The organism is Serratia marcescens (assembly GCF_029846115.1).
In the GTDB taxonomy this organism is placed as follows: Bacteria; Pseudomonadota; Gammaproteobacteria; order Enterobacterales; family Enterobacteriaceae; genus Serratia; species Serratia marcescens_L.
Genome location: NZ_JARVZZ010000001.1, coordinates 1,715,852 through 1,738,003, shown reverse-complemented (window position 1 = coordinate 1,738,003; position 22,152 = coordinate 1,715,852). Strand labels below are relative to the sequence as shown.

The 22,152-nt window shown below is 61.2% G+C and carries 21 protein-coding genes; 8 read left to right on the top strand and 13 right to left on the bottom strand.

What is annotated here, in order from left to right; all coding sequences use genetic code 11:
• Positions 1 to 6 precede the first annotated feature (6 nt).
• The 4 genes from nadC (at position 7) to hofC (ending at position 4,167) form a co-directional block, all read left to right on the top strand.
• Positions 7 to 897, top strand: a complete 891-nt coding sequence (gene nadC / locus QDT79_RS07990) for a carboxylating nicotinate-nucleotide diphosphorylase (protein ID WP_063991397.1) — start codon at positions 7 to 9, stop codon at positions 895 to 897.
• 188 nt (positions 898 to 1,085) lie between these two features.
• Positions 1,086 to 1,523, top strand: coding sequence for a prepilin peptidase-dependent pilin (gene ppdD / locus QDT79_RS07985; protein ID WP_149558883.1), 438 nt, complete (start codon positions 1,086 to 1,088; stop codon positions 1,521 to 1,523).
• A gap of 5 nt (positions 1,524 to 1,528) precedes the next feature.
• Positions 1,529 to 2,971 (top strand): type II secretion system protein GspE, encoded by a 1,443-nt coding sequence (gene gspE, locus QDT79_RS07980; protein WP_107226765.1) that lies wholly within the window; start codon positions 1,529 to 1,531, stop codon positions 2,969 to 2,971.
• A complete protein-coding gene (gene hofC, locus QDT79_RS07975; protein WP_149558885.1) occupies positions 2,968 to 4,167 on the top strand; it encodes a protein transport protein HofC in 1,200 nt (399 codons plus the stop codon). The genes gspE and hofC overlap by 4 nt, the downstream gene beginning before the upstream one ends.
• Before the next feature lie 52 nt (positions 4,168 to 4,219).
• On the opposite strand, the gene QDT79_RS07970 is transcribed toward hofC, so the two are convergent.
• Positions 4,220 to 5,263, bottom strand: a complete 1,044-nt coding sequence (locus QDT79_RS07970) for a GMP reductase (protein ID WP_015376656.1) — start codon at positions 5,261 to 5,263, stop codon at positions 4,220 to 4,222.
• Between the two features lie 362 nt (positions 5,264 to 5,625).
• On the opposite strand from QDT79_RS07970, the gene coaE reads away from it, so the two are divergent.
• Genes coaE through yacG form a run of 3 tightly spaced genes read left to right on the top strand, consistent with a single transcriptional unit; the run spans position 5,626 to position 7,241 of the window.
• Complete coding sequence (gene coaE / locus QDT79_RS07965; protein ID WP_308316371.1) at positions 5,626 to 6,240, top strand: dephospho-CoA kinase; 615 nt, start codon at positions 5,626 to 5,628, stop codon at positions 6,238 to 6,240.
• Between the two features lie 5 nt (positions 6,241 to 6,245).
• Positions 6,246 to 6,998 (top strand): cell division protein ZapD, encoded by a 753-nt coding sequence (zapD, locus tag QDT79_RS07960; protein ID WP_063991401.1) that lies wholly within the window; start codon positions 6,246 to 6,248, stop codon positions 6,996 to 6,998.
• Positions 6,999 to 7,049: 51 nt separating this feature from the next.
• A complete protein-coding gene (gene yacG / locus QDT79_RS07955) occupies positions 7,050 to 7,241 on the top strand; it encodes a DNA gyrase inhibitor YacG (RefSeq protein ID WP_308316370.1) in 192 nt (63 codons plus the stop codon).
• 39 nt (positions 7,242 to 7,280) lie between these two features.
• Here the strand turns inward: yacG and mutT are convergent, their stop codons facing one another.
• The 3 genes from mutT to secM all read right to left on the bottom strand — a co-directional run bounded on the left by mutT (position 7,281) and on the right by secM (position 11,087).
• Positions 7,281 to 7,685: an 8-oxo-dGTP diphosphatase MutT gene (gene mutT, locus QDT79_RS07950; protein WP_197755168.1), complete on the bottom strand. Its 405-nt coding sequence runs from the start codon at positions 7,683 to 7,685 to the stop codon at positions 7,281 to 7,283.
• Positions 7,686 to 7,765: 80 nt separating this feature from the next.
• Positions 7,766 to 10,474 carry a preprotein translocase subunit SecA gene (gene secA / locus QDT79_RS07945; protein WP_063991402.1) on the bottom strand — a complete coding sequence of 903 codons (2,709 nt, stop codon included), beginning with the start codon at positions 10,472 to 10,474 and terminating at the stop codon, positions 7,766 to 7,768.
• Between the two features lie 82 nt (positions 10,475 to 10,556).
• Positions 10,557 to 11,087: a secA translation cis-regulator SecM gene (gene secM, locus QDT79_RS07940; protein ID WP_063991403.1), complete on the bottom strand. Its 531-nt coding sequence runs from the start codon at positions 11,085 to 11,087 to the stop codon at positions 10,557 to 10,559.
• Between the two features lie 26 nt (positions 11,088 to 11,113).
• Between secM and QDT79_RS07935 the strand changes: the two genes are divergently transcribed.
• The gene (locus tag QDT79_RS07935; RefSeq protein ID WP_063991404.1) at positions 11,114 to 11,629 is read left to right on the top strand and encodes a DUF721 domain-containing protein; all 516 of its coding nucleotides are present in this window, start codon (positions 11,114 to 11,116) and stop codon (positions 11,627 to 11,629) included.
• Positions 11,630 to 11,734: 105 nt separating this feature from the next.
• On the opposite strand, the gene lpxC is transcribed toward QDT79_RS07935, so the two are convergent.
• The 9 genes from lpxC to murD form a co-directional block, all read right to left on the bottom strand.
• Complete coding sequence (gene lpxC / locus QDT79_RS07930) at positions 11,735 to 12,652, bottom strand: UDP-3-O-acyl-N-acetylglucosamine deacetylase (protein ID WP_004932754.1); 918 nt, start codon at positions 12,650 to 12,652, stop codon at positions 11,735 to 11,737.
• 103 nt (positions 12,653 to 12,755) lie between these two features.
• A complete protein-coding gene (gene ftsZ, locus QDT79_RS07925) occupies positions 12,756 to 13,910 on the bottom strand; it encodes a cell division protein FtsZ (RefSeq protein WP_004932757.1) in 1,155 nt (384 codons plus the stop codon).
• A gap of 74 nt (positions 13,911 to 13,984) precedes the next feature.
• Positions 13,985 to 15,241 carry a cell division protein FtsA gene (gene ftsA, locus QDT79_RS07920; protein WP_004932758.1) on the bottom strand — a complete coding sequence of 419 codons (1,257 nt, stop codon included), beginning with the start codon at positions 15,239 to 15,241 and terminating at the stop codon, positions 13,985 to 13,987.
• Positions 15,238 to 16,089: a cell division protein FtsQ gene (gene ftsQ, locus QDT79_RS07915; RefSeq protein WP_063991406.1), complete on the bottom strand. Its 852-nt coding sequence runs from the start codon at positions 16,087 to 16,089 to the stop codon at positions 15,238 to 15,240. The genes ftsA and ftsQ overlap by 4 nt, the downstream gene beginning before the upstream one ends.
• A gap of 1 nt (position 16,090) precedes the next feature.
• Positions 16,091 to 17,011: a D-alanine--D-alanine ligase gene (locus QDT79_RS07910; RefSeq protein WP_063991407.1), complete on the bottom strand. Its 921-nt coding sequence runs from the start codon at positions 17,009 to 17,011 to the stop codon at positions 16,091 to 16,093.
• Positions 17,004 to 18,479: a UDP-N-acetylmuramate--L-alanine ligase gene (gene murC, locus QDT79_RS07905; RefSeq protein ID WP_308316369.1), complete on the bottom strand. Its 1,476-nt coding sequence runs from the start codon at positions 18,477 to 18,479 to the stop codon at positions 17,004 to 17,006. Before murC ends, QDT79_RS07910 begins: the two co-directional genes overlap by 8 nt.
• Positions 18,480 to 18,563: 84 nt before the next feature.
• On the bottom strand, positions 18,564 to 19,628 hold the full coding sequence (gene murG / locus QDT79_RS07900; RefSeq protein WP_308316368.1) for an undecaprenyldiphospho-muramoylpentapeptide beta-N-acetylglucosaminyltransferase: 1,065 nt from the start codon (positions 19,626 to 19,628) through the stop codon (positions 18,564 to 18,566).
• Between the two features lie 3 nt (positions 19,629 to 19,631).
• On the bottom strand, positions 19,632 to 20,834 hold the full coding sequence (gene ftsW / locus QDT79_RS07895) for a cell division protein FtsW (protein ID WP_038873480.1): 1,203 nt from the start codon (positions 20,832 to 20,834) through the stop codon (positions 19,632 to 19,634).
• Positions 20,831 to 22,150 carry a UDP-N-acetylmuramoyl-L-alanine--D-glutamate ligase gene (murD, locus tag QDT79_RS07890; protein WP_107226758.1) on the bottom strand — a complete coding sequence of 440 codons (1,320 nt, stop codon included), beginning with the start codon at positions 22,148 to 22,150 and terminating at the stop codon, positions 20,831 to 20,833. Before murD ends, ftsW begins: the two co-directional genes overlap by 4 nt.
• Between the last annotated feature and the right edge of the window lie 2 nt (positions 22,151 to 22,152).

Sequence of the window (22,152 nt, the reverse complement as noted above, 5' to 3'; positions counted from 1 at the left end):
TTTTCCATGCCGACACGCCGCTACAGTGCCGACAGTCGCCGCACCGAGCTTCTTGAACGAATTGAAAGTGATATTCCCTATGCCGTCGCCCAGGCGCTGCGCGAAGACTTGGGGGGTGAAGTCGACGCCGGGCGCGATATTACCGCGCAATTGTTACCGGCGGACAAGCAGGCCGAAGCCACCGTCATCACCCGCGAAGCCGGCGTGTTCTGCGGCCGCCGCTGGTTGAACGAAGTCTTTATTCAGTTGGGCAACCAGGTGCAGGTGGAGTGGCTGGTGGCGGACGGCGACCGTCTGACGCCGAACCAACCGCTCTGCCGGCTGCACGGCCCCGCGCGGGTGATGCTGACCGGCGAGCGCACCGCGCTGAACTTCGTGCAGACGCTCTCCGGCGTGGCGACCGAGGTCAGCCGCTACGTGGCCCTGCTGGAAGGCACCCGGACTCGCCTGCTCGATACCCGCAAGACCTTGCCCGGTCTGCGCACCGCGCTGAAATACGCCGTGCTGTGCGGGGGCGGCAGCAACCACCGGCTGGGGCTGTCCGACGCCTTCCTGATCAAGGAAAACCACATCATCGCCTCCGGCTCTATCAAGAACGCGGTGGAAAAAGCCTTCTGGCTGCACGCCGATGTGCCGGTGGAAGTGGAAGTCGAATCGCTCGATGAACTGCAGCAGGCGCTGGACGCCGGTGCCGACATCATCATGCTGGACAACTTCAGCGTCGAGATGATGCGCCAGGCGGTCGCCCAAACCCAAGGGCGCGCCCAGTTGGAAGTGTCCGGCAACGTCACCAGCGAGACGCTGCGCACCTTTGCCGAGACCGGCGTGGATTACATATCGGTCGGCGCACTGACCAAGCACATCACTGCACTCGATCTGTCAATGCGCTTCAAATGATCCCCTCGCCCCCGGCCGCTGTCGGGGGCGTCACCGAAAAATTGCGAACCCCCTCGCATCGTTTTTTTCACCGCTGCAAACGACATCATTACTGATGGAAGCGCGCCGAGAAACGCGCAAAAGCCCCTCGCCGTGCCCCCGAGCAAGCCGCTACCGTTGTCTTCCACACCCAATGGAGGAAACAACGCATGGAAACGCAACGCGGCTTTACCCTGATAGAACTGATGGTGGTGATCGCCATCATCGCCATCCTCAGCGCTATCGGCATTCCCGCCTACCAACGCTACATCCAGAAAGCGGCGATGACCGACATGCTGCAAACCATGGCGCCGTATAAACTGGCGGTCGAGCTGTGCGTGCTGGACGAGGGCGCACCCACCGGCTGTGAGGCCGGCAGCAAAGGCATTCCCACCGGCGGCACGTCGCGTTACGTCAGCGGGGTGAAAGTCGTCAAAGGCGTGATCACGCTGACCGGCACCCAAACGCTGCAGGGGCTGGCGGTGGCACTAACCCCCAAATCGAACGCCGAGGGGCTGACCCGCTGGAGCCGGCTGTGCAGCAGCGAAAACGCAACGCTGGTTGAAGTGTGTCAGGAAGTCTTCCGCTTCGACAATGCGGCGGAGTAACGGCGATGAACGCGCAAATCAGCGAAGAGGTTCATGCCCTGTGCCGGCGCTATCAGGCGCTGGCGCTGAACGAAGATCCGACCACCCTGACGGTCGCGCTCAACGAAGAAGCGCCGCAGGGGCTGCTGGCGGCGCTGCGTTTCGCCACCGGCAAGCGCATCCATCTGGAACACTGGCCGGCGGCCAGGCTTGAGCAGGCGCTGAACCAACGCCACGAATCGCTGCCGGCGCCGCTGGCAGCCGAAGAAGACACCGCCGACATCGCCTACCTCGACGACGGCGATGCGCCGGTGGTGCAGTTCATCAACCAGACGCTGCGCCTGGCCATTCAGCGCCGCGCCTCGGATATCCACTTCGAGCCCTTTCGGCAGCATTTTCGCATTCGTCTGCGCATCGACGGCGTGCTGCAAACCCTCGCCTCACCGCCGCCACAGCTGGCCGCGCGCCTCATCGCCCGGCTGAAGATCCTCGGCCAGTTGGATATCGCCGAGCGCCGTCAGCCTCAGGACGGGCAACTCAGCCTGACGCTGGATAGCGCGCGCTATGCCATGCGTATCGCCACCCTGCCGACGCTGCACGGCGAAAAGGTAGTGCTGCGCGTTCAGCAGGGTGAGCAGCAGGAGCTGCCGCTGGATCAACTGGGCATGAGCCGGGCAGATCTGGCGCGCTACGCGGCGGCGCTGGCCTGCCCGCAAGGTTTGATCCTGGTGACCGGCCCGACCGGCAGCGGCAAGACGGTAACGCTGTACAGCGGTCTGCGCCAGTTGAACGATGCACAAAGCAACCTGTGCAGCGTCGAGGATCCGATCGAGATACCGCTGTTCGGCGTCAATCAAACCCAGATCAATGCCAAAACCGAGCTGAGTTTCGCCCGGGTGCTGCGCGCCCTGCTGCGCCAGGATCCGGATGTCATCATGATCGGCGAGATCCGCGATGCGGAAACCGCCGAGATCGCGGTCAAGGCCGCGCAAACTGGCCACCTGGTGCTGTCGACGCTGCATACCAACTCCACCGGCGAAACCCTGACGCGCCTGATGCACATGGGCATCCCCGGCTACCTGCTCGCCGGCTGTCTGAAGCTGGTCGTTGCGCAGCGGCTGGTGCGCAGGCTGTGTCGCCACTGCCGCTACCCGCACAGCCTGCCCACGCATTTTCCCGCAGCGGTCTGGCCAGATCCGCTGACCGCCTGGCGCGCCGACGGCTGCGAGCATTGCTTCGGCGGCTACTATGGTCGCATCGGCGTGTATGAGCTGTTGGCCATTACGCCGGAAATACAGGCGGCGTTGCTGGCGAGCGCCGCGCCCAGCCTGCTGGCAGATGTCGCCCGCGAGCAGGGGCAGCTTTCGCTGCTGCAGGCCGGGCTGGCGCTGGCCGCCGAAGGCACGACCTCGCTGGAAGAACTGTACCGTGTGATCGACGTCGTCCAGCTCGGCGTAACCGCACCATGAAAGCGCGCCGGCTGTTTCTGTGGCAGGCTTTCGACGCTCAGGGCGCCTTGCGCCGCGGCGAACTGATGAGCGATGAAAAACGACAGGTGAGCCGATTACTGATCGAACAAGGCATGCAACCGTGGCGGATCGGGCACGGCAAGCGCGTCACGCCTGGCCAGTGGCGCGGAGAACCCTTAATCCACTTCACCCGCCAACTCGCTACCCTGTTGCAGGCCGGGCTGCCGCTGGTCAATACGCTGCAGCTTCTGGCGGCAGAGCACCCTTCGCCAGCCTGGCGTTGCCTGTTACGCCAGTTGGCAGAACAGGTGCGCGAAGGGCTGCCACTCTCCGAAACCCTTGCCGCGCAACCAGGCATTTTTCCGCCTATTTATCGCCAGCTGATCGCCATCGGCGAACTGACCGGTAACCTCGATCGCTGCTGCCTGCAGCTGGCACAGCAGCAGGAAGCCCAGCTGATGTTGCGCCGCAAAGTGACCAAAGCGCTGCGCTATCCCCTCTTCATCTGTGCGGTGGCGCTGCTGGTCAGCGTGCTGATGCTGGTGATGGTGCTGCCGGAGTTCGCCAAGGTTTATCAATCGTTCGATGCGCCGCTGCCCTGGTTTACCCAAGGGTTATTGAGGTTATCCGCGCTGCTGATCGCCGTTGGCCCCTATTTGGCGCTGCTGCTCGGCGCATTGCTGTTCGGCTACTGCCGCTGGCTGCATCCGCGCCCTCCGTGGCGCCAACGTGAACAGGCTGCCTTGCTGCGCCTGCCGCTGATCGCCCGGCTGGTGAGCGGCGGCGCGTTGAGCCAAACGTTTCGTATTCTGACCATGACCCAACGCGCGGGGCTGACGCTGGTGGAAGGTTTGAACGCGGCGGCGCTGGCGGCTGACCATCTGCTGTACCGACAGGCGCTGGAGCAGGTGCAGCGGCAGATCGCCGAAGGTGAGGCGTTTCATCATGTCCTTGGCCTGCAACCGCTGTTTCCGCCGCTGTGTCGGCAGCTGGTGCGGGTGGGCGAAGAATCCGGTTCGCTGGACGCCTTGCTGGATAAATTGGCGCAGTGGTACGAACGGCAGACGCACGAGTTGGCCGATACGCTGGCGCAAACGCTGGAGCCGCTGCTGATGCTGGTGGTGGGCGGGATTGTCGGTGCTTTGGTGATCGCCATGTACCTGCCTATTTTTCAACTGGGCAGCGTGCTGGGATAAAGAAAAGGATAACGGGCGCCGCTGTGCGCTGCGCCCGAATGCAAGGTGTGGCTTATTTGCTGCCGAAGACGCGGTTTTCCTGCTCCGCCACGCGGATAAAGGTGGTGCGCTTGGTCAGCTCTTTCAGGCGCTCGGCACCGACGTAGGTACAAGCGGAACGCAGGCCGCCGAGGATATCGCGCACGGTGAACTCCACCTCGCCACGCAGCGGCAGCTTGACGGTTTTGCCTTCGGCCGCGCGATACTCCGCCACGCCGCCGACGTGGCGCTTCATCGCCGACTCGGAGCTCATGCCGTAGAACAGCATGAACTTCTCGCCGTTCTCTTCCACGACGGTGCCTTCGCACTCGTCGTGGCCGGCCAGCATACCGCCCAGCATCACGAAGTCAGCACCGCCGCCGAAGGCTTTGGCGACGTCGCCTGGCACCGAGCAGCCGCCGTCGCTGACGATTTGACCGCCCAGCCCGTGGGCCGCATCGGCGCATTCGATCACCGCCGACAGCTGCGGGTAGCCCACGCCGGTTTTCACTCGAGTGGTACAGACTGAACCCGGGCCGATGCCGACCTTAACGATGTCGGCGCCGGAGAGGATCAGCTCTTCCACCATCTCGCCGGTCACCACGTTACCGGCGCAGATCACGTGATTCGGGCAGGCTTCGCGCGCTTTCTGCAGGAAAGCGACGAAATGTTCAGAGTAGCCGTTGGCCACGTCGATGCAGATGAATTTCAGCGCCGGAGATAGAGCCAGGATCTGTTGCATTTTGGCGAAGTCGGCTTCGGAGGTGCCGGTGGACACCATCACGTGGCGCAGCACCGATTCCGGCATACGCTGCACGAAGTCAGCCCATTGCTCGACGCTGTAATGTTTGTGTACCGCGGTGAGAACGTCGAAAGAAGCCAGGGCCTCAGCCATGCGGAAGGTGCCCACCGTGTCCATGTTGGCGGCGATAATAGGCACGCCGGACCAGCTGCAACCTGAATGCTTGAAGGTAAACTGACGTTCCAGTTCAACCTCGGAACGGCTTTTCAGCGTGGAGCGCTTAGGGCGGATCAACACGTCTTTAAAGCCCAACTTCAAATCTTCTTCAATACGCATGACTTATGATTTCCTGGTTAATGGCGACGGATCGCAAGGAGGATGTTCGAATCTCTGCCCGACGGCTTTCCAGTGGCGCAAAAAGACGGCGGCGAGATTAATGCCAGTTCCAGTGACGTTATAATACGCGCTAATAATCGCCGAACAAGACTGCGAATTCGCCTTTATTTACGCTACAATCCGACAAATTTACCTGCATAATCGCAGTGTGATTGCCCGCTCATTTTTGCCGTGCCGCTGCGCTTTTTCTCGCCGTCCGATCGGTGCCGATGCGCAAGCGCCGCCTGCCGACTTGCACTTCTGCGCGATCGCTTTATGATTCGACTATTATTTTTTTATGAACATCGGATGCACCTAACACCATGGCCTACATTGTTGCGTTGACCGGGGGCATAGGCAGCGGCAAGACGACCGTCGCGAACGCCTTTGCGCGCCACGGCGCAACCCTTGTTGATGCTGACGTGATCGCCCGTCAGATCGTCGAGCCGGGCACCCCTGCCTTGACCGCGATCGCCGAGCGATTTGGTAATGAAATGTTGCTGCCGGACGGCGCATTGAATCGCGCTGCGCTGCGTCAGCGCATCTTCAGCCATCCCGATGACAAAACCTGGCTGAACCAGCTGCTGCATCCGCTGATACACCGTGAAACCCAGCGCCAACTGGCGCAGGCCACCAGCCCGTACGCGCTGTGGGTGGTGCCGCTGCTGGTGGAAAACGGTCTGCAGGATCGCGCCGATCGGGTGCTGGTGATCGACGTTGACGCCGAAACCCAGCTGGCTCGCACCATCGCACGCGACGGCGTCAGCCGTGAGCAAGCGCAAAGCATTCTCGCCGCCCAGGCCACGCGCCGGCAGCGCCTCGCCGTGGCGGATGACATTATTGACAACAGCGGCGCCGCTCAGGGGATAGAGCCACAGGTCGCCGCACTGCATCGTCGCTACCTTGAACTGGCGGCAACAGCGCCCCAACAGGATTAAACTGCATGAGTGATGTTTCCCCAACCGTTCTCTTTGAACACCCGCTGAACGAAAAAATGCGCACCTGGCTACGCATCGAATTTCTGCTGCAACAGCTGCACGGCCAACGCGCCCTGAGTGAAACCGCCATCGCCCTCACCTTCTTTCGCACCGTCTCCGACTTGCTGGACGTGCTGGAGCGCGGCGAAGTGCGCACCGAACTGCTCAAAGAGCTCGAGCGCCAGCAGCAGAAACTGTTGGCCTGGGCCGATGTGCCGGGCGTGGATATGGCGCTGATCGACCAGTTGCGCAGCCAGTTGAAGTCGCGCTCATCGGCGCTGATGGCGGCGCCACGCCTCGGCCAGGCGCTGCGCGAAGATCGGCTGATCGGTCTGGTGCGCCAGCGGCTGAACATTCCCGGCGGCTGCTGCAGCTTCGATCTGCCGACCCTGCACATGTGGATGCACGCACCGCAGCAGGATCGCGATGCCGACGTCGCCGCCTGGCTGCAGTCGCTGGATCCGCTGAACCAGGCGCTGATCATGGTATTGGATCTGATCCGCCAATCCGGGCCGTTCCGCAATCAAATCAGCCTGAACGGCTTTTTCCAGGACAACGCCGAAGGGGCGGATCTGCTGCGCCTGCGCCTCCATCTGGCGCCGCAGCTTTATCCGCAGATTTCCGGCCACAAGACGCGCTATGCCATTCGCTTCCTGCCGCTGGATAGCGAAAATGGCGTGGTGCCTGAACGCCTGACGTTCGAACTGGCCTGTTGTTGAACTTGTGCAAGAAAGCCTTCTCAGCACTGACAGAAGGCGTAAGGAACCGTTATGACGACCGTAGTGAAATGCCCAACCTGTGGCACCGGCGTGGTTTGGGGCGAAGTCAGCCCGTTCCGGCCGTTTTGCAGCAAGCGCTGCCAGCTGATCGATCTCGGCGAGTGGGCCTATGAAGAGAAGCGCATTCCAAGCAACAGCGATCTGTCGGAAAGCGAAGACTGGAGTGAAATGGACGACCGTTGATCGTCCGCGATTGGCCTGGTGCCCGCCAGGCCAATCTTGTTATTGCGCGGCGTTAGCCTGCGCTACCAGCAGTTGAATAATGCCGACGTTGGCTTCCGGGAACTCGTCTTCACGCAGATCTGCCTGTTTTACCCAGCGCATCGGTTGCCCCTCGCGGCCGAACGGCTCGCCCACCCAGGCTTCCACCAGATAAAAATTCAGCGTCACGATACGGTCGCTGAAGCGGTGCTCCACCACCTCCAGCAGTTCGGCGCGTTCGGCTTCGATACCGGTCTCTTCCCGCAGCTCGCGGCTCAGCGCCTGTTCCGGCGTTTCACCCTGTTCGATCTTGCCGCCGGGAAACTCCCAGAATCCGGCCATGTGCGCGTCGGCGGCGCGGCGGGTAATAAAGATCTCCCGTTGCGCATTACGGATGATGCCCACGGCGATATTCAAATGTTTCATCTCACCCTCCTGATGGGTGTCAAAAAACAGGGGCTCAGCAAGCTGAACCCCTGGGTGTTATCGGTTAACCGCAGCCGCCATTACTGCAGGCGGCCGTGGCACTGCTTGTATTTCTTGCCGGAGCCGCATGGGCACGGATCGTTGCGGCCCACTTTACGCTCGGCGGTCGCCGGTGCGTTCGGATCTTCGGTCACCAGCGCGTTCTCGTCGTGGTGGCTCAGCTGTTGGTGCTGCGCCAGGCGCTCGGCTTCTTCACGGCGCTGCTGTTCCAGCGCTTCCACCTCTTCCGGCATCCGCACCTGAACCTTGCTCAGCACGCTGATCACTTCATATTTCAGCGATTCCAGCATGGTGGCGAACATGTTGAAGGATTCGCGCTTGTACTCCTGCTTCGGATCCTTCTGCGCATAACCGCGCAGGTGGATACCCTGACGCAGGTAGTCCATCGCCGCCAGGTGCTCTTTCCACAGGGAATCCAGCGTCTGCAGCATCACGCCCTTCTCGAAGTTGCGCATCATTTCGCTGCCGACCACGTCTTCCTTACGCTGGTACTGCTCTTTGGCGTTCTCCAGAATACGTTCGCGCAGCGTCTCTTCGTGCAGCTCCGGCTCTTTATCCAGCCATTGTGCGATCGGCATTTCCAGATCGAAGTCGTTCTTCAGGCGTTCTTCCAACCCCTGAATGTCCCACTCTTCTTCCAGCGACTGCGGCGTGATGTAGTTGTCGATGGTGCTCTTGAACACGTCCTCGCGGATGCTGGCGATGGTTTCGCTCACGTCGGACACGTCCAGCAATTCGTTACGCTGGCTGTAGATGGCGCGGCGCTGATCGTTGGCGACATCGTCGTATTCCAGCAGCTGCTTACGGATGTCGAAGTTGCGGCTCTCTACCTTGCGCTGGGCGTTGGCGATCGCCTTGGTCACCCACGGGTGCTCAATCGCTTCGCCTTCTTTCATACCCAGTTTACGCATCATGCCGGATACGCGATCCGAGGCGAAGATACGCATCAGGGCATCTTCCATTGACAGGTAGAAGCGGGATGAACCGGCATCGCCCTGACGACCGGAACGGCCGCGCAGCTGGTTATCGATACGGCGCGATTCATGGCGCTCGGTACCGATGATATGCAGGCCGCCCGCCGCCAACACCGCGTCGTGGCGCACTTTCCAGGCCGCTTTGATGGCTTCGATCTGCTCTTCGGTTGGCTCTTCCAACAGCGCCACTTCGGCCTGCCAGCTGCCGCCCAGCACGATATCGGTACCACGGCCCGCCATGTTGGTGGCGATGGTCACCGCACCGCTCTGGCCGGCCTGGGCGACGATGTCCGCTTCCATAGCGTGGAATTTGGCGTTCAGCACCTTGTGCTCGATGCCCGCTTTGGTCAGCTCATGGGAAACCACTTCGGATTTCTCGATTGAGATGGTACCCACCAGCACCGGCTGGCCTTTGGCGGTACGCTCGCGGATGTCTTCGATGATGGCGCCGATTTTCTCTTTCTCGGTCATGTACACAAGATCCGGCATGTCTTTACGGATCATCGGACGGTTGGTTGGCACCACGATGGTGTCCAGCTTGTAGATCGAGCTGAATTCGAAGGCTTCGGTATCGGCGGTACCGGTCATCCCAGCCAACTTCTCGTACAGACGGAAGTAGTTCTGAAAGGTGATCGAAGCCAGCGTCTGGTTCTCGTTCTGGATCTCCACGCCTTCTTTGGCTTCCACCGCCTGGTGCAGGCCATCGGACCAGCGGCGGCCCTGCATAGTACGGCCGGTGTGTTCGTCGACGATGATGACTTCGCCGTCTTTCACGATGTAGTCAACGTCGCGGGTGAACAGCACGTGGGCGCGCAGCGCGGCGGTAACGTGGTGCATCAGCATGATGTTGGTCGGTGAGTACAGCGACTCTCCCTCATCCATGATGCCGGCTTCCACCAGCATCTCTTCAATCAGGATCAGGCCGCGTTCGGTCAGGTGGACCTGGCGCGCCTTCTCATCCACCGAGAAGTGCCCTTCTCCCTTGAAGGTGTCGGAGTCTTCTTTTTCCTGGCGGATCAGTTTAGGGATCAGCTTGTTGACCTTGATGTACATCTCGGAGCTGTCTTCGGCCGGGCCGGAGATGATCAGCGGCGTACGCGCTTCATCGATCAGGATGGAGTCCACCTCATCCACCAGCGCATAGTGCAGTTTGCGCTGCACGCGCTCTTCCGGGCTGAACGCCATATTGTCGCGCAGGTAGTCGAAGCCGTATTCGTTGTTGGTGCCGTAGGTGATGTCGGCGGCGTAAGCTTCACGCTTGGCCGGCGCCGGCATGCCCGGCAGGTTGATGCCGATGCTCAGGCCGAGGAACTCGAACAGCGGACGGTTGTTTTCGGCGTCACGCTGCGCCAGATAGTCGTTGACGGTCACAACGTGCACGCCGCGGCCGCTCAGGGCGTTCAGGTAGGCCGGCAGCGTCGCAGTCAGGGTTTTACCTTCACCGGTACGCATCTCGGCGATGCAGCGGTCGTTCAGCACCATGCCGCCCAGCAGCTGCACGTCGAAGTGACGCATGCCGAACACGCGCTTGCTCGCCTCACGCACCACGGCGAAGGCTTCAGGGATCAGGCTGTCCAGCGACTCGCCTTTCTCCAGGCGCGCGCGGAACTCGTTGGTTTTCGCTTTCAGCTCGTCATCGGACAGTTTTTCCATGTCCGGTTCCATGCGGTTGATCTGCTCAACCACTTTGCGCATGCGGCGCAGAGTACGATCGTTACGGCTGCCAAAAACTTTGGTTAATAATTTCACTAACATGATGTTTGATATCTCTGTCATGACGGCCGAATACGGCAGTCAACTTGCTATTATTTATGGTTTTTGTGCCCTAAGGGCGGAGTCAGACGAGCGCGGCAGGCCCGGCACGAATGCCCTGTACCTGCGCCACCCACAGGCCGGTCTGGTGCCGTGCCAGCGTTGGCAGCACCTCAAGGTGGGTGTGGCGAATGATGGTCGGCGGCTTCGGCTCGTGCGTCAGCAGCGCGTTGAGGGTAGAAAGCAGCGCCAATTGCGCGACCTGCAAAGGGGGTTCCGCTTCGGCTTCGCTCTCCTGCACCCGCGCATAAACCGCCTGCGGCGCCAGCGCGAAAGAGAGGTGACGAATGACGGTGCGCAGCGCATGTTGCTGCCAATAATCTACGCTGAAGGTAGGACGGCGATGCGCGTCCTGCAGCAGGGCCAGGCTGTTGAAGGTACCGTTGGCCGAATTTTGCCGGTTTAGGCTGGACGACGCATTCGGCAGTGCGGCCTGATCGGGGGCGCCGGACAAATTGGAAGACGCGCCAAGCGTGGCCGCAACCATCCCTAACAGGAGATGGGGCCAGAAATAACGTCTGCCAAATTGTCGCCAACGATTTAGAATACCGATCACGAGTTTATAATCCGCCGGAGCCCATTATGCGCGATAGCCGTCCACAATTATTAGATGTCCTGTTCGACGACGCGTCTGCCGGCAGCAAAGGGCCGCTGCATAACGTCCAGCAACGCGCGGTGGCGCTGCTCAAGCTTAACCGTGCAGTGAAGGGCCTGTTGCCCGCTCCCCTGCATCCCTGGTGCCGCGTCGCGAATTTCCGACAGGGTATTTTAGTGCTCGAAACGGCAAATGCCAGCTGGATGATGCGCTTGCGCTACGAACAACCCGCTCTGCTGTCTGCACTACGAGCGCAAATTCTACCATCATTGTCGTCGATCGACATCAGGATTAATCCGGCCTTGATGGCGAAAGGCAGCCACCAGGTGCAAAACGCAGAGAAAGCGCCGGTAAAACCCGTGCCGATGCGGCATTTGAGTCTGGAAAGTGCGGAAGAGCTGAGAGGGTTGGCGAGCCGTAGCCCGGAGAAACTGCGCAAGATATTGGAACGGCTGGCTGCATTGGCCGGAGAGGGTACCAACACAACCAGTCGTGATAAGTGATCAGCGACACAACTGCAAAACATCAGACGGCATCACGAGCCTGAATTCTCAGGCTCTCAGAGGATGCGCCTGCCGTTATTCTGCAGCAGGCGAGGAATTCAGACCTTACGCCAATACGGTGGACGGTGCCTTGAATGCCAACGGCATTTCGGCTTCGTCCTGGAAGGTCACGTATTCCCACGCTTCCTGCTTGGCCAGTACGGCCTGCAGCAGTTTGTTGTTCAACGCGTGGCCAGACTTGAACGCGGTGAACGCGCCAATGATGTTGTGGCCGCACATGAACAGGTCGCCGATGGCGTCCAGCATTTTGTGACGTACGAATTCGTCTTCGAAACGCAGACCGTCTTCGTTCAGCACGCGGTAGTCATCTACCACGATAGCGCAATCGAAGCTGCCGCCCAGGGCCAGGCCGCGAGACTGCAGGTATTCGATGTCGCGCATAAACCCGAAGGTGCGCGCGCGGCTGATTTGACGCACGAACGACTCAGCCGAGAAATCGAGACGATAGCGCTGAGAGCTGGCGTCGATAGCCGGGTGGTTGAAGTCGATGGTGAAGTCCAGGCGGAACCCGTTATGCGGGGACAACTCGGCCCATTTGTCGCCATCTTCAACACGCACGGTCTCTTTCAGACGCAGGAATTTCTTCGCCGAGTTCAGTTCTTCGATGCCGGCATCCAGCAGCAAGAACACGAACGGACTGGCGCTGCCGTCCATGATTGGGATTTCAGCGGCGTCGACTTCGATGACGATGTTGTCGATGCCCAACCCAGCCAGCGCGGCGTTGAGGTGCTCAACGGTCGAAATACGCACGTCATGCTCATTCACCAGGCAAGTACAGAGCATGGTATCACGCACGGATTTTGCATCAGCCGGAAAATCAACCGGTGGATTCAAGTCAGTGCGACGATAGATGACCCCGGTATTAGCCGGCGCTGGGCGCATTGTCAGCGTGACTTTCTTGCCGGTATGCAAACCGACACCAGTCGCCTGAACAATACGTTTTAATGTCCTTTGTTTGATCATCGTTTTATCTCGCAATGTTATCCATCCTACCAGCCAAGCATACAGCATGGCTGGCGGGACAGTTTAGCACAAAGAGCGGAGATTCCAAATTCTCAGGATATTCTTAGTCTGCCTGCTTACGCAGGAAGGCTGGAATATCAAGATAGTCGGGCTCTTTATTCGGCTGCGCAGCTTGGTCGTTGACCACCTTGGCGGCAGGTTTCACTTCCTGCGGCAGAGGCGACATGCCGTGCTGCTGATAACGGTGATCCATCACCGGCTGGCTGGCCTGCTTATTGGTCACCAGGGTGATTTCAGGACGCTTGTCCATACCGATACCGGTTGCAACCACGGTTACGCGCAGTTCGTCGTTCATTTCCGGATCCAGCGAGGTACCGATAACCACGGTAGCGTTGTCGGACGCGAACGCACGGATGGTGTTACCCACGGTTTCGAACTCATCCAGACGCAGGTCGAAGCCGGCGGTAATGTTGACCAGCACGCCGCGCGCACCGGACAGGTCGATGTCTTCCAGCAGTGGGCTGGAGATCGCCATTTCGGCCGCTTCTTCGGCACGGTCTTCACCGCAAGCCACGCCGGAACCCATCATCGCGTAGCCCATTTCGGACATCACGGTGCGCACGTCGGCGAAGTCGACGTTCATCAGGCCCGGACGGGTGATCAGCTCGGCGATACCCTGCACCGCGCCTTTCAGCACGTCGTTGGCCGCGCCGAACGCGTCCAGCAGAGAGATGCCGCGACCCAGAACTTTCAACAGCTTGTCGTTCGGGATGGTGATCAGCGAGTCCACGTGTTTGGACAGCTCAGCGATACCCTGCTCCGCGAATGCCATGCGCTTCTTGCCTTCGAAGTTGAAAGGCTTGGTCACCACGGCCACGGTCAGAATACCCAAATCTTTAGCCACTTCAGCCACCACTGGCGCCGCACCGGTACCGGTACCGCCGCCCATGCCGGCCGCGATGAAGACCATGTCTGCGCCGTCCAGCGCTGCGCGCAGGGCTTCGCGGTCTTCTTCCGCTGAATTGCGACCCACTTCCGGGTTCGCGCCCGCACCCAGACCTTTGGTAATACCGCTACCGATCTGGATGGTTTGGCCAACCGCCGTTTTGCGGAGCGCCTGGGCGTCCGTGTTCACAGCGAAGAATTCAACACCTTCGATGCGCTCGCGCACCATGTGTTCAACGGCGTTGCCACCGCCGCCGCCGACGCCGATGACTTTAATCACCGCGTCATTGGTTAGTTCCATTGGTTCAAACATAGTTTCTCTCCGTTTTGTGCCTGTCGCTGCGAGATCATAAAAAGATTACTCAGCATGATCTCTTTGTTGAAACATTAAAACTCTTTTCTCAGCCAGCTATTGATGCGTTTAAACCAATTGCCCACCGAGGCGCGTTTTTCTACTTCCGTCTCACCGCTCAGGTGAGACTCTTTTCCATAGTGCAGCAGACCTACCGCTGTCGAGTAGTAAGGCTCCTGCGCATAATCCGTCAGACCCGTGATGTTCAAGGGTTGGCCGATGCGTACCTGGGTGTGGAACACCCGTTGCGCACAGGCTGCCAGGCCATCAATCTGGGCGGCGCCACCGGTCAGCACGATACCGGCTGCCAGATGATGCTTCACCCCTTGCTGACGCAGTTGCTCCTGCAATTGCAAAATTTCATCGTTAACCAGATTCAACAGTTCGGTGTAGCGTGGCTCAATGACTTCAGCCAGCGTCTGTCTTTGCAGACTGCGCGGAGGGCGTCCCCCGACGCTAGGCACCTCTACATTCTCATCCTTGCTAACAATCGACCCAAGCGCACAGCCGTGTCGAACTTTAATCGCTTCCGCGTCGGTCGGCGGCGTGCCGAAGGCGTAGGCGATATCGCTGGTGACCACGTTCCCGGCGTAAGGGATCACTTTGGTGTGGCGCAGCGCACCGCCGGTATACACCGCCATATCCATGGTGCCGCCGCCGATATCCACCACGCAAACGCCGAGTTCGCGTTCATCTTCGGTCAGCACCGCATAACTCGCGGCCAGACCGGCGAAAATAAGTTGGTCAACTTTCAGGCCGCAACGTTCCACGGCCTTGACGATGTTCTTCGCCATATCGTTATGGCAGGTAATCAGATGCACCTTGGCCTGCATGCGCACGCCGGACAGCCCAACCGGGTTCTTGATGCCTTCCTGATAATCGATGGCGTATTCCTGAGGAATCACGTGCAGAATGCGGTGTTCGTCGCGCACGCGCACCGATTTGGCGGTGTGCACCACGTTCTCCACGTCGTCCTGCGTCACTTCCTCTTCCGAGATCGGCACCATGCCGATTTCGTTCTGGCAGCTGATGTGTTTGCCCGACAGCGCCAGGTACACCGAGGAGATCTGGCAGTCCGCCATCAGCTCGGCCTGATCAATGGCGCGCTGTACGCACTTCACCACCGACTCCAGGTCGTTTACGCCACCCTTATCCATGCCGCGAGACGGGCAGCTGCCCACCCCGATAATGTTGACCATGCCATCGGGCAGAACTTCCCCTACCAACGCGGAGACTTTTGCAGTACCGATCTCCAGTCCAACTACCAGTTTTCTGTCCGTCGACTTGATCATTGTTGTTTTGCCTGTGCCTGATTCTGTTGCTGATTACTGTTTTGCTGACCGCCAAGCGCCTGCGGATCGACCAACACCGGAGCCCACCCTACCGAAGCGCCGGACTCGTAGCGCAGATCGACATAGCTGACACGCTTGCTCTCCGCCTGGCCCTGCTGCTGCAATACCGGGTAAAGCTCGATAAACCGCTGCAAACGCCCATTGCGGTCATCGCGCCCCAGCTCAAGCCGGACATCGTTGTCCAGCGCCAGCTGCCAGGAATGGCGCGCGGTCATCGCCGCCATTTTCAGCGTATATTTGCTGGCCGCCAACGTGGCGCTCATCGCCCGATAGCCTTCCAGCACATCCTGCTCGCTCCCTTCCGGCCCGTAGAGCAGCGGCAACTTCTGTTTACCCGCTCGCTCCGCCGGCACGCTGAACGCTTTGCCTTCGGCGTCCACCATGTGCAAATCGTTCCAGCGCGCCACCGGGACGTACTCCACCAGATGGATCTTCAGCTCATCCGGCCATTGTTTGCGCACGCTGGCCTGCTTGATCCACGGCAGACGTTCGATCTGCTGCTGGATGACGTCCACATCCTGCGTCATAAAGGTGCCGGGCGCGCCCAGCGCCAGGATCGCCTGACGAATATCATCGTTGGTGGTGTAGTGGCGTTCGCCGGTCACCACCAGCCTTGAGAGCGGCAGGCGACTGGCGTCTTTCATCCAGCCAAGCACCGCCCAACCGCTCCACACGACCGTTCCCAACACCATCAGCAGGAAAATCACTCCCGCCAACTGGGTTCCATTGCTGCGGCGCGGGCCGTTATCCACCTCGCGATCGCGCGCATTCAGGGCAGCTTGCGACATATCAGTCGGCCAACTCCAAAATTCTCGCCACCAACTGCGAGAAGCTTAATCCAAACTGGCGCGCCGCCATCGGCACCAGGCTATGACTAGTCATGCCCGGAGAGGTGTTCACCTCAAGCAGATAGAAGCTGCCATCGCTGTCTTGCATCACGTCGACGCGGCCCCAGCCGCTGCAGTCCAGGCCGCGGTAAGCGCGCAGCGCCAACGCCGCCATCTCGGCTTCTTGCTCGGCGCTCAAACCGCTCGGGCAGAAGTACTGCGTGTCGTCCGAAATGTACTTGGCCTGGTAGTCGTAAAACACGCCGGCCGGCTGGATGCGGATCGACGGCAGCACCTGGTCGCCCAACATCGCTACGGTGTATTCCGGGCCGCTCAGCCACTTCTCCACCAATACGTCGTCGTCATGGCGGAAGGCTTCCTCCAACGCGGCTTCCAACGCAGCGCTTTCGGTGACCTTGCTCATACCGACGCTGGATCCTTCGCGGCTCGGCTTGACGATCAGCGGCAGACCGAGATCCGCCACGCGCGCCAGCAGCGCCGCTTTTTCGCCGCCGAGGTACAGCTGGCGATTCAGCGCCACGTAAGGCGCCACCGGCAAGCCCATCGACTGCCACACCATCTTGGTGCGCCATTTGTCCATGGTCAGCGCCGAGGCCATCACGCCGCTGCCGGTATAAGGCAGCTCGAGGAACTCCAGCAGCCCCTGCAGGGTGCCGTCCTCGCCGCCGCGGCCATGCAGCGCGATAAACACTTTGGTGAACCCCTGCTCTTTCAGCTGGGTCACCGGGAAATCGCGGGTATCGACGCCGTGCGCATCGATACCGGCTTCGCGCAACCCGGCCAGCACCGCGGCGCCGGATTGCAGAGAGACTTCACGTTCAGCGGAGGTGCCGCCCAGCAGAACTGCAACTTTATCAGCCATGGTGCTCCTCCTCTTTCTTCGGCGGCTGCAGCTTCAGCTCGGCCAGTTTACGGGCGATTTTGCCCACGTTGCCGGCGCCTTGCACCAGCACCAGGTCTTCATCCTGCAGCAGCTGCGCCAGGGTTTCCGGCACGGTATCGGCATCGGAAACCAGGATCGGATCCAGCTTGCCGCGGCTGCGGATGGTGCGGCACAGCGAACGGCTGTCCGCGCCCGGGATCGGCGCTTCGCCGGCGGCGTACACGTCGAGCATCAGCAGCACATCCACCTGCGACAGCACGTTGGCGAAATCGTCGTACAGATCGCGGGTGCGCGTATAACGGTGCGGCTGGAAGATCATCACCAAACGCTTGTCCGGCCAGCCGGCGCGCGCCGCTTTCAGCGTGGCATCCACCTCGGTCGGATGGTGGCCGTAGTCGTCCACCAGCATCGCGCTGCCCGCTTTGCCGTTGACCGGCTCCAGCGGGAACTCACCGAGGAAATCGAAGCGACGCCCGGTCCCCTGGAAGCCCGCCAGCGCGCGCAGGATATCTTCGTCGTCGATGCCTTCCTCGGTCGCTACCGCCACCGCCGCTGCGGCATTCAACGCATTGTGGCGGCCCGGCGCGTTCAGCGTCACCGTCAGCAACGGCTTGTCCTGACGGCTCAGGGTAAAGTGCCCCTGCGGCCCAATCTGCCGGTAGTCTTCGATACGCACATCGGCATCTTCGCCGAAGCCATAGGTGGTGATGTGGCGACCCACACGCGGCAACAGCTCACGCACCACCGGATCGTCGATGCACATCACCGCGCGGCCGTAGAACGGCAGGTTGTGCAAGAAATTGATAAACGTCTGCTTCAGGTTCTCGAAGTCACCCTGGTAGGTATCCATGTGGTCGGCTTCGATATTGGTGACCACGGCCACCATCGGCTGCAGGTGCAGGAACGACGCATCGCTCTCATCCGCTTCCGCGATCAGATAACGGCTGGAACCCAGTCGCGCGTGGGTGCCCGCCGCCTTCACCAGCCCGCCGTTGACGAAGGTCGGGTCCAGGCGGGCTTCGGCATAAATGCTCGAGACCATCGCCGTGGTGGTGGTTTTGCCGTGCGTGCCGGCGATAGCGATGCCGTGGCGAAAACGCATCAGCTCCGCCAGCATTTCAGCGCGGCGGATCACCGGGATGCGTGCTTCACGAGCGGCGACGATCTCCGGGTTGTCGGCAGAGATGGCAGTAGAAACCACCACCACGCTCGCATCCAGCACGTTTTCCGGACGGTGATTGAAATAAATCGTCGCCCCGAGCGCGCTCAACTGTTGGGTCACCGGATTCGGCGCCAGGTCGGAGCCGCTGATCTGATACCCTTCGTTTGCCAACACTTCGGCGATACCACCCATGCCGGCACCACCGATGCCGACAAAGTGAATGTGCCGGACGCGACGCATCTCGGGCACGATAGTACGTAGTTTCGCCAGTTGTTGTGTATTCATCACTCTCTCTAATCCGGATCCGGTACCCCGGCCCTACATCACATTGCTTTTATTCAGGTTCGGCATACCGAACCCCTGCACTCGTTACTTGGCGAGCCGCACCAACTCCGCCGCCACACGCTCGGTGGCATCCGGAATGGCGACCGCGCGCGCTTTCTCGGCCATGGCCAGCAGCGTCTTGCGATCCCAGCTCGCCAGCAGTTCGGCCACCACATCGGCGTTGAACTGCGGCTGTTCGATAATCTTCGCCGCGCCGGCTTCTTCCAGCGGGCGTGCGTTCCAGTACTGCTGACGGTCCTTGTGCATGAACGGCACGAAGATCGCCGGCAGCCCCGCCGCCGCGATTTCGCTGACGGTCAACGCGCCGGAACGGCAAACCACCACATCGGCCCAGGCGTAAGCGGCGGCCATGTCGTCGATGAACTCGGTCACCTTGTGCTGCGTCTGCCCTACCCTTTCGTAGTCGCGCAACACCGTTTCCAGCGCGCCCTTGCCAACCTGATGCCAGAGCGTAATTCTATCGCCCAAACGCGCCGCGACTTCAGGAACTGTCTGATTCAGCACCCGCGCGCCCTGACTTCCGCCAATCACCAGCACGCGGATCGGGCCTTCGCGCCCCTGCAACCGCTCCGCCGGCAACGGCAGCGCCAACACGTCGGTACGTACCGGGTTGCCCACCACCTCGGCGTTCGGGAACGCGCCGGGGAAGGCCTGCATCACTTTGGCGGCGATGCGCGCCAGCCAGCGGTTGGTCAAACCGGCAATGCCGTTCTGTTCGTGCAGCACCACCGGGATGCCGCACTGCCAGGCCGCCAGGCCGCCGGGGCCGGACACGTAACCGCCCATCCCCAGCACCACATCCGGCTGATAGTTGCGCATGATGGCTTTCGCCTGGCGCACCGCCTGCCAGATCCGCAGCGGCGCAGTCAGCTGGGCCTTCAGGCCTTTGCCGCGCAGGCCGGAGATGCGGATAAAATCAATCTCGATCCCGTGCTTCGGCACCAAATCGGCTTCCATTCGGTCTGCGGTTCCGAGCCAGCGCACCTGCCAGCCCTGCGCCATCAGATGATGCGCGACCGCCAGCCCCGGGAACACGTGCCCGCCGGTACCGCCTGCCATCACCATTAAACGCTTAGGTTTCCCGCTCATCCCTTACCTCTTCACAAACGCCTGAGCCTTGGTCAGGCGCGTTTCATAATCAATTCGCAGCAACAGCACGATGGCCGTCGACATAATCAGCAAGCTCGAGCCGCCGTAACTGATCAGCGGCAGCGTCAGACCTTTGGTCGGCAGCATGCCCGCCGCGGCGCCGACGTTAACCAGCGCCTGGAAGCTGAACCACACGCCGATCGCGCAGGCCAGGAAGCCGGAGAAGCGTTGATCGATCTCCAGCGCGCGGCGCCCGATGGACATCGCGCGAAAAGCGACGAAGAATACCATTAACAGGGCTAAAACCACACCGATATAGCCCAGTTCTTCACCCAAAATGGAGAAGATGAAGTCGGTGTGCGCCTCCGGCAAATACTCCAGTTTCTGCACCGAGTTGCCGAGCCCCTGCCCCCAGAACTCGCCGCGGCCGAACGCCATCAGCGACTGGGTCAGCTGGTAGCCGCTGCCGAACGGATCGGCCCACGGGTTCCAGAACGAAGTCACGCGGCGCATACGGTACGGTTCCGCAATGATCAGCAGCACCACGGCGAACACGCCGGAGCCGATGATCGCCAGGAACTGCCACATTTTCGCACCGGCCAGGAACAGCATCGCCAGCGTGGTGATGAACAGCACCACCACGGTACCGAGGTCCGGCTGCGCCAGCAGCAACACCGCCAGCACCACCATCACGCCCATCGGCTTGCAGAAGCCCCAGAAGTTGCTGCGCACCTCTTCCACCTTGCGCACCAGGTAGCTCGCCAGGTAGCAGAACAGCGACAGCTTGGACAGCTCCGCCGGCTGAATACGCAGCGGGCCGAGCGCGATCCAGCGCGAGGCCCCGTTCACCGAGCTCCCCACCACCAGCACGATCAGCAGCATCACGATCGACATCAGCAGCATCACGTTGCTGTAGCGCTGCCAAATTTCCATCGGGACGCGCAGCGTCACCAGCGACAGGCCGAACGCCAAGCCGAGGTACAGTGCGTCACGTTTGGCGAACAGGAACGGATCGTCCGCCAGGCGTTGGCCGATCGGCATCGACGCCGAGGTCACCATCACGAAGCCGATGATCGCCAACCCGAAGGTCAGCCACAGCAGGGTGCGATCGTAGAGCACCATGTTGACCGCGTCGTTATCGCGCGCGCCGGTCACCCAGTCTTTCAGCCGCTCTGTCAGCCCGAAGTTCGGCAAGCGTAGTTTCATCCGCCAAGCTCCTGCGCCAAGCGGGCGAACTCATCGCCGCGCACTTCAAAATTACGGAACTGATCGAGGCTGGCGCAGGCCGGCGACAGCAATACCATGTCGCCGGGCTGTACGCGGCTGGCGATGGTGCGCATCGCCTGCTCCATGGTCTCGGTCAGCGTCGCCACTTCCGGCCGCAGCTGTGCCAGCTGGGCGCCGTCGCGGCCAAAGCAATACAGACGCACGTTGTCGCCCTGCAGATAGCGCGCCAGCGGCGAGAAATCGGCGGATTTGCCGTCGCCGCCGAGCAGCAGATGCAGCGTACCGTCCACCTGCAGACCGTTCAGCGCCGCTTCGGTGCTGCCAACGTTGGTGGCTTTGGAGTCGTTGATCCAACGCACGCCGTTGTGCTCCCAGGCCAACTGGAAGCGGTGCGCCAGGCCGGTGAAGGTGGTCAGCGCCTTCAGGCTGGACGCGCGCGGGATGTTGACCGCATCCGCCAACGCCAGCGCCGCCAGGGCGTTGGTGTAGTTGTGGCGGCCGGTCAGCTTCATCTCGCGCGTATTCAGCACCTTCTCACCGCGCACCCGCAGCCAGGTTTCCCCTTGCTGACGGTTCAGGTGATAGTCGCCCACGTCGGCGCCGAAGCTAACGCAGCGCTCGTCGGCGCCGCGCACCGGCATGGTCAGCGCGTCGTCCGCGTTCACCACGCACACGGCGGCGTTTTCATACACGCGCAGCTTGGCGCCGCGATACTGCTGCAGGCCAAACGGATAGCGGTCCATATGATCTTCGGTCACGTTCAAGATGGTCGCCGCCGCCGCCCGCAGGCTATACGTCGTTTCCAGCTGGAAGCTGGACAGCTCCAGCACGTAAAGCTGGCACTCCTGACGCAGCAGGCTCAGCGCCGGCAGGCCGATATTGCCGCCCACGCCCACAGCCCAACCGGCAGCTTTCGCCATCTCGCCCACCAGGGTGGTGACGGTACTTTTACCGTTGGAGCCGGTGATCGCCACGATCGGCGCCTGCGCTTCACGGCAGAACAGTTCGACGTCACCGACGATTTCCACGCCGGCGTCCGCCGCGGCGCTCAATGCCGGGGTCGCCAACGCGACGCCCGGGCTGGCAACGATCAGATCCGCCGCCAGCAGCCAATCCTGGTTCAGATCGCCCAGATGGCGCTCCACGCTTTCAGGCAGTTTGTCCAACCCTGGCGGCGCGATACGGGTATCCATCACGCGCGGCGTTACGCCGCGCGCCATGAAGAAATCGACACAGGACAGGCCGGTAAGGCCCAATCCGATGATGACGACTTTTCTACCCTGATAGTCTGCCATGA

Bases quoted from the DNA above. Each gene is read 5' to 3' on its own strand.
- ftsW (WP_038873480.1), bottom strand. From the start codon at position 20,834: ATGAAACTACGCTTGCCGAACTTCGGGCTGACAGAGCGGCTGAAAGAC.
- murD (WP_107226758.1), bottom strand. From the start codon at position 22,150: ATGGCAGACTATCAGGGTAGAAAAGTCGTCATCATCGGATTGGGCCTT.
- yacG (WP_308316370.1), top strand. From the start codon at position 7,050: ATGACGACCGTAGTGAAATGCCCAACCTGTGGCACCGGCGTGGTTTGG.
- mutT (WP_197755168.1), bottom strand. From the start codon at position 7,685: ATGAAACATTTGAATATCGCCGTGGGCATCATCCGTAATGCGCAACGG.
- ftsZ (WP_004932757.1), bottom strand. From the start codon at position 13,910: ATGTTTGAACCAATGGAACTAACCAATGACGCGGTGATTAAAGTCATC.
- zapD (WP_063991401.1), top strand. From the start codon at position 6,246: ATGAGTGATGTTTCCCCAACCGTTCTCTTTGAACACCCGCTGAACGAA.
- QDT79_RS07910 (WP_063991407.1), bottom strand. From the start codon at position 17,011: ATGGCTGATAAAGTTGCAGTTCTGCTGGGCGGCACCTCCGCTGAACGT.
- ppdD (WP_149558883.1), top strand. From the start codon at position 1,086: ATGGAAACGCAACGCGGCTTTACCCTGATAGAACTGATGGTGGTGATC.
- ftsA (WP_004932758.1), bottom strand. From the start codon at position 15,241: ATGATCAAGTCGACGGACAGAAAACTGGTAGTTGGACTGGAGATCGGT.
- murC (WP_308316369.1), bottom strand. From the start codon at position 18,479: ATGAATACACAACAACTGGCGAAACTACGTACTATCGTGCCCGAGATG.
- coaE (WP_308316371.1), top strand. From the start codon at position 5,626: ATGGCCTACATTGTTGCGTTGACCGGGGGCATAGGCAGCGGCAAGACG.
- ftsQ (WP_063991406.1), bottom strand. From the start codon at position 16,089: ATGTCGCAAGCTGCCCTGAATGCGCGCGATCGCGAGGTGGATAACGGC.
- QDT79_RS07970 (WP_015376656.1), bottom strand. From the start codon at position 5,263: ATGCGTATTGAAGAAGATTTGAAGTTGGGCTTTAAAGACGTGTTGATC.
- murG (WP_308316368.1), bottom strand. From the start codon at position 19,628: ATGAGCGGGAAACCTAAGCGTTTAATGGTGATGGCAGGCGGTACCGGC.
- lpxC (WP_004932754.1), bottom strand. From the start codon at position 12,652: ATGATCAAACAAAGGACATTAAAACGTATTGTTCAGGCGACTGGTGTC.
- QDT79_RS07935 (WP_063991404.1), top strand. From the start codon at position 11,114: ATGCGCGATAGCCGTCCACAATTATTAGATGTCCTGTTCGACGACGCG.
- gspE (WP_107226765.1), top strand. From the start codon at position 1,529: ATGAACGCGCAAATCAGCGAAGAGGTTCATGCCCTGTGCCGGCGCTAT.
- hofC (WP_149558885.1), top strand. From the start codon at position 2,968: ATGAAAGCGCGCCGGCTGTTTCTGTGGCAGGCTTTCGACGCTCAGGGC.
- secA (WP_063991402.1), bottom strand. From the start codon at position 10,474: ATGTTAGTGAAATTATTAACCAAAGTTTTTGGCAGCCGTAACGATCGT.
- nadC (WP_063991397.1), top strand. From the start codon at position 7: ATGCCGACACGCCGCTACAGTGCCGACAGTCGCCGCACCGAGCTTCTT.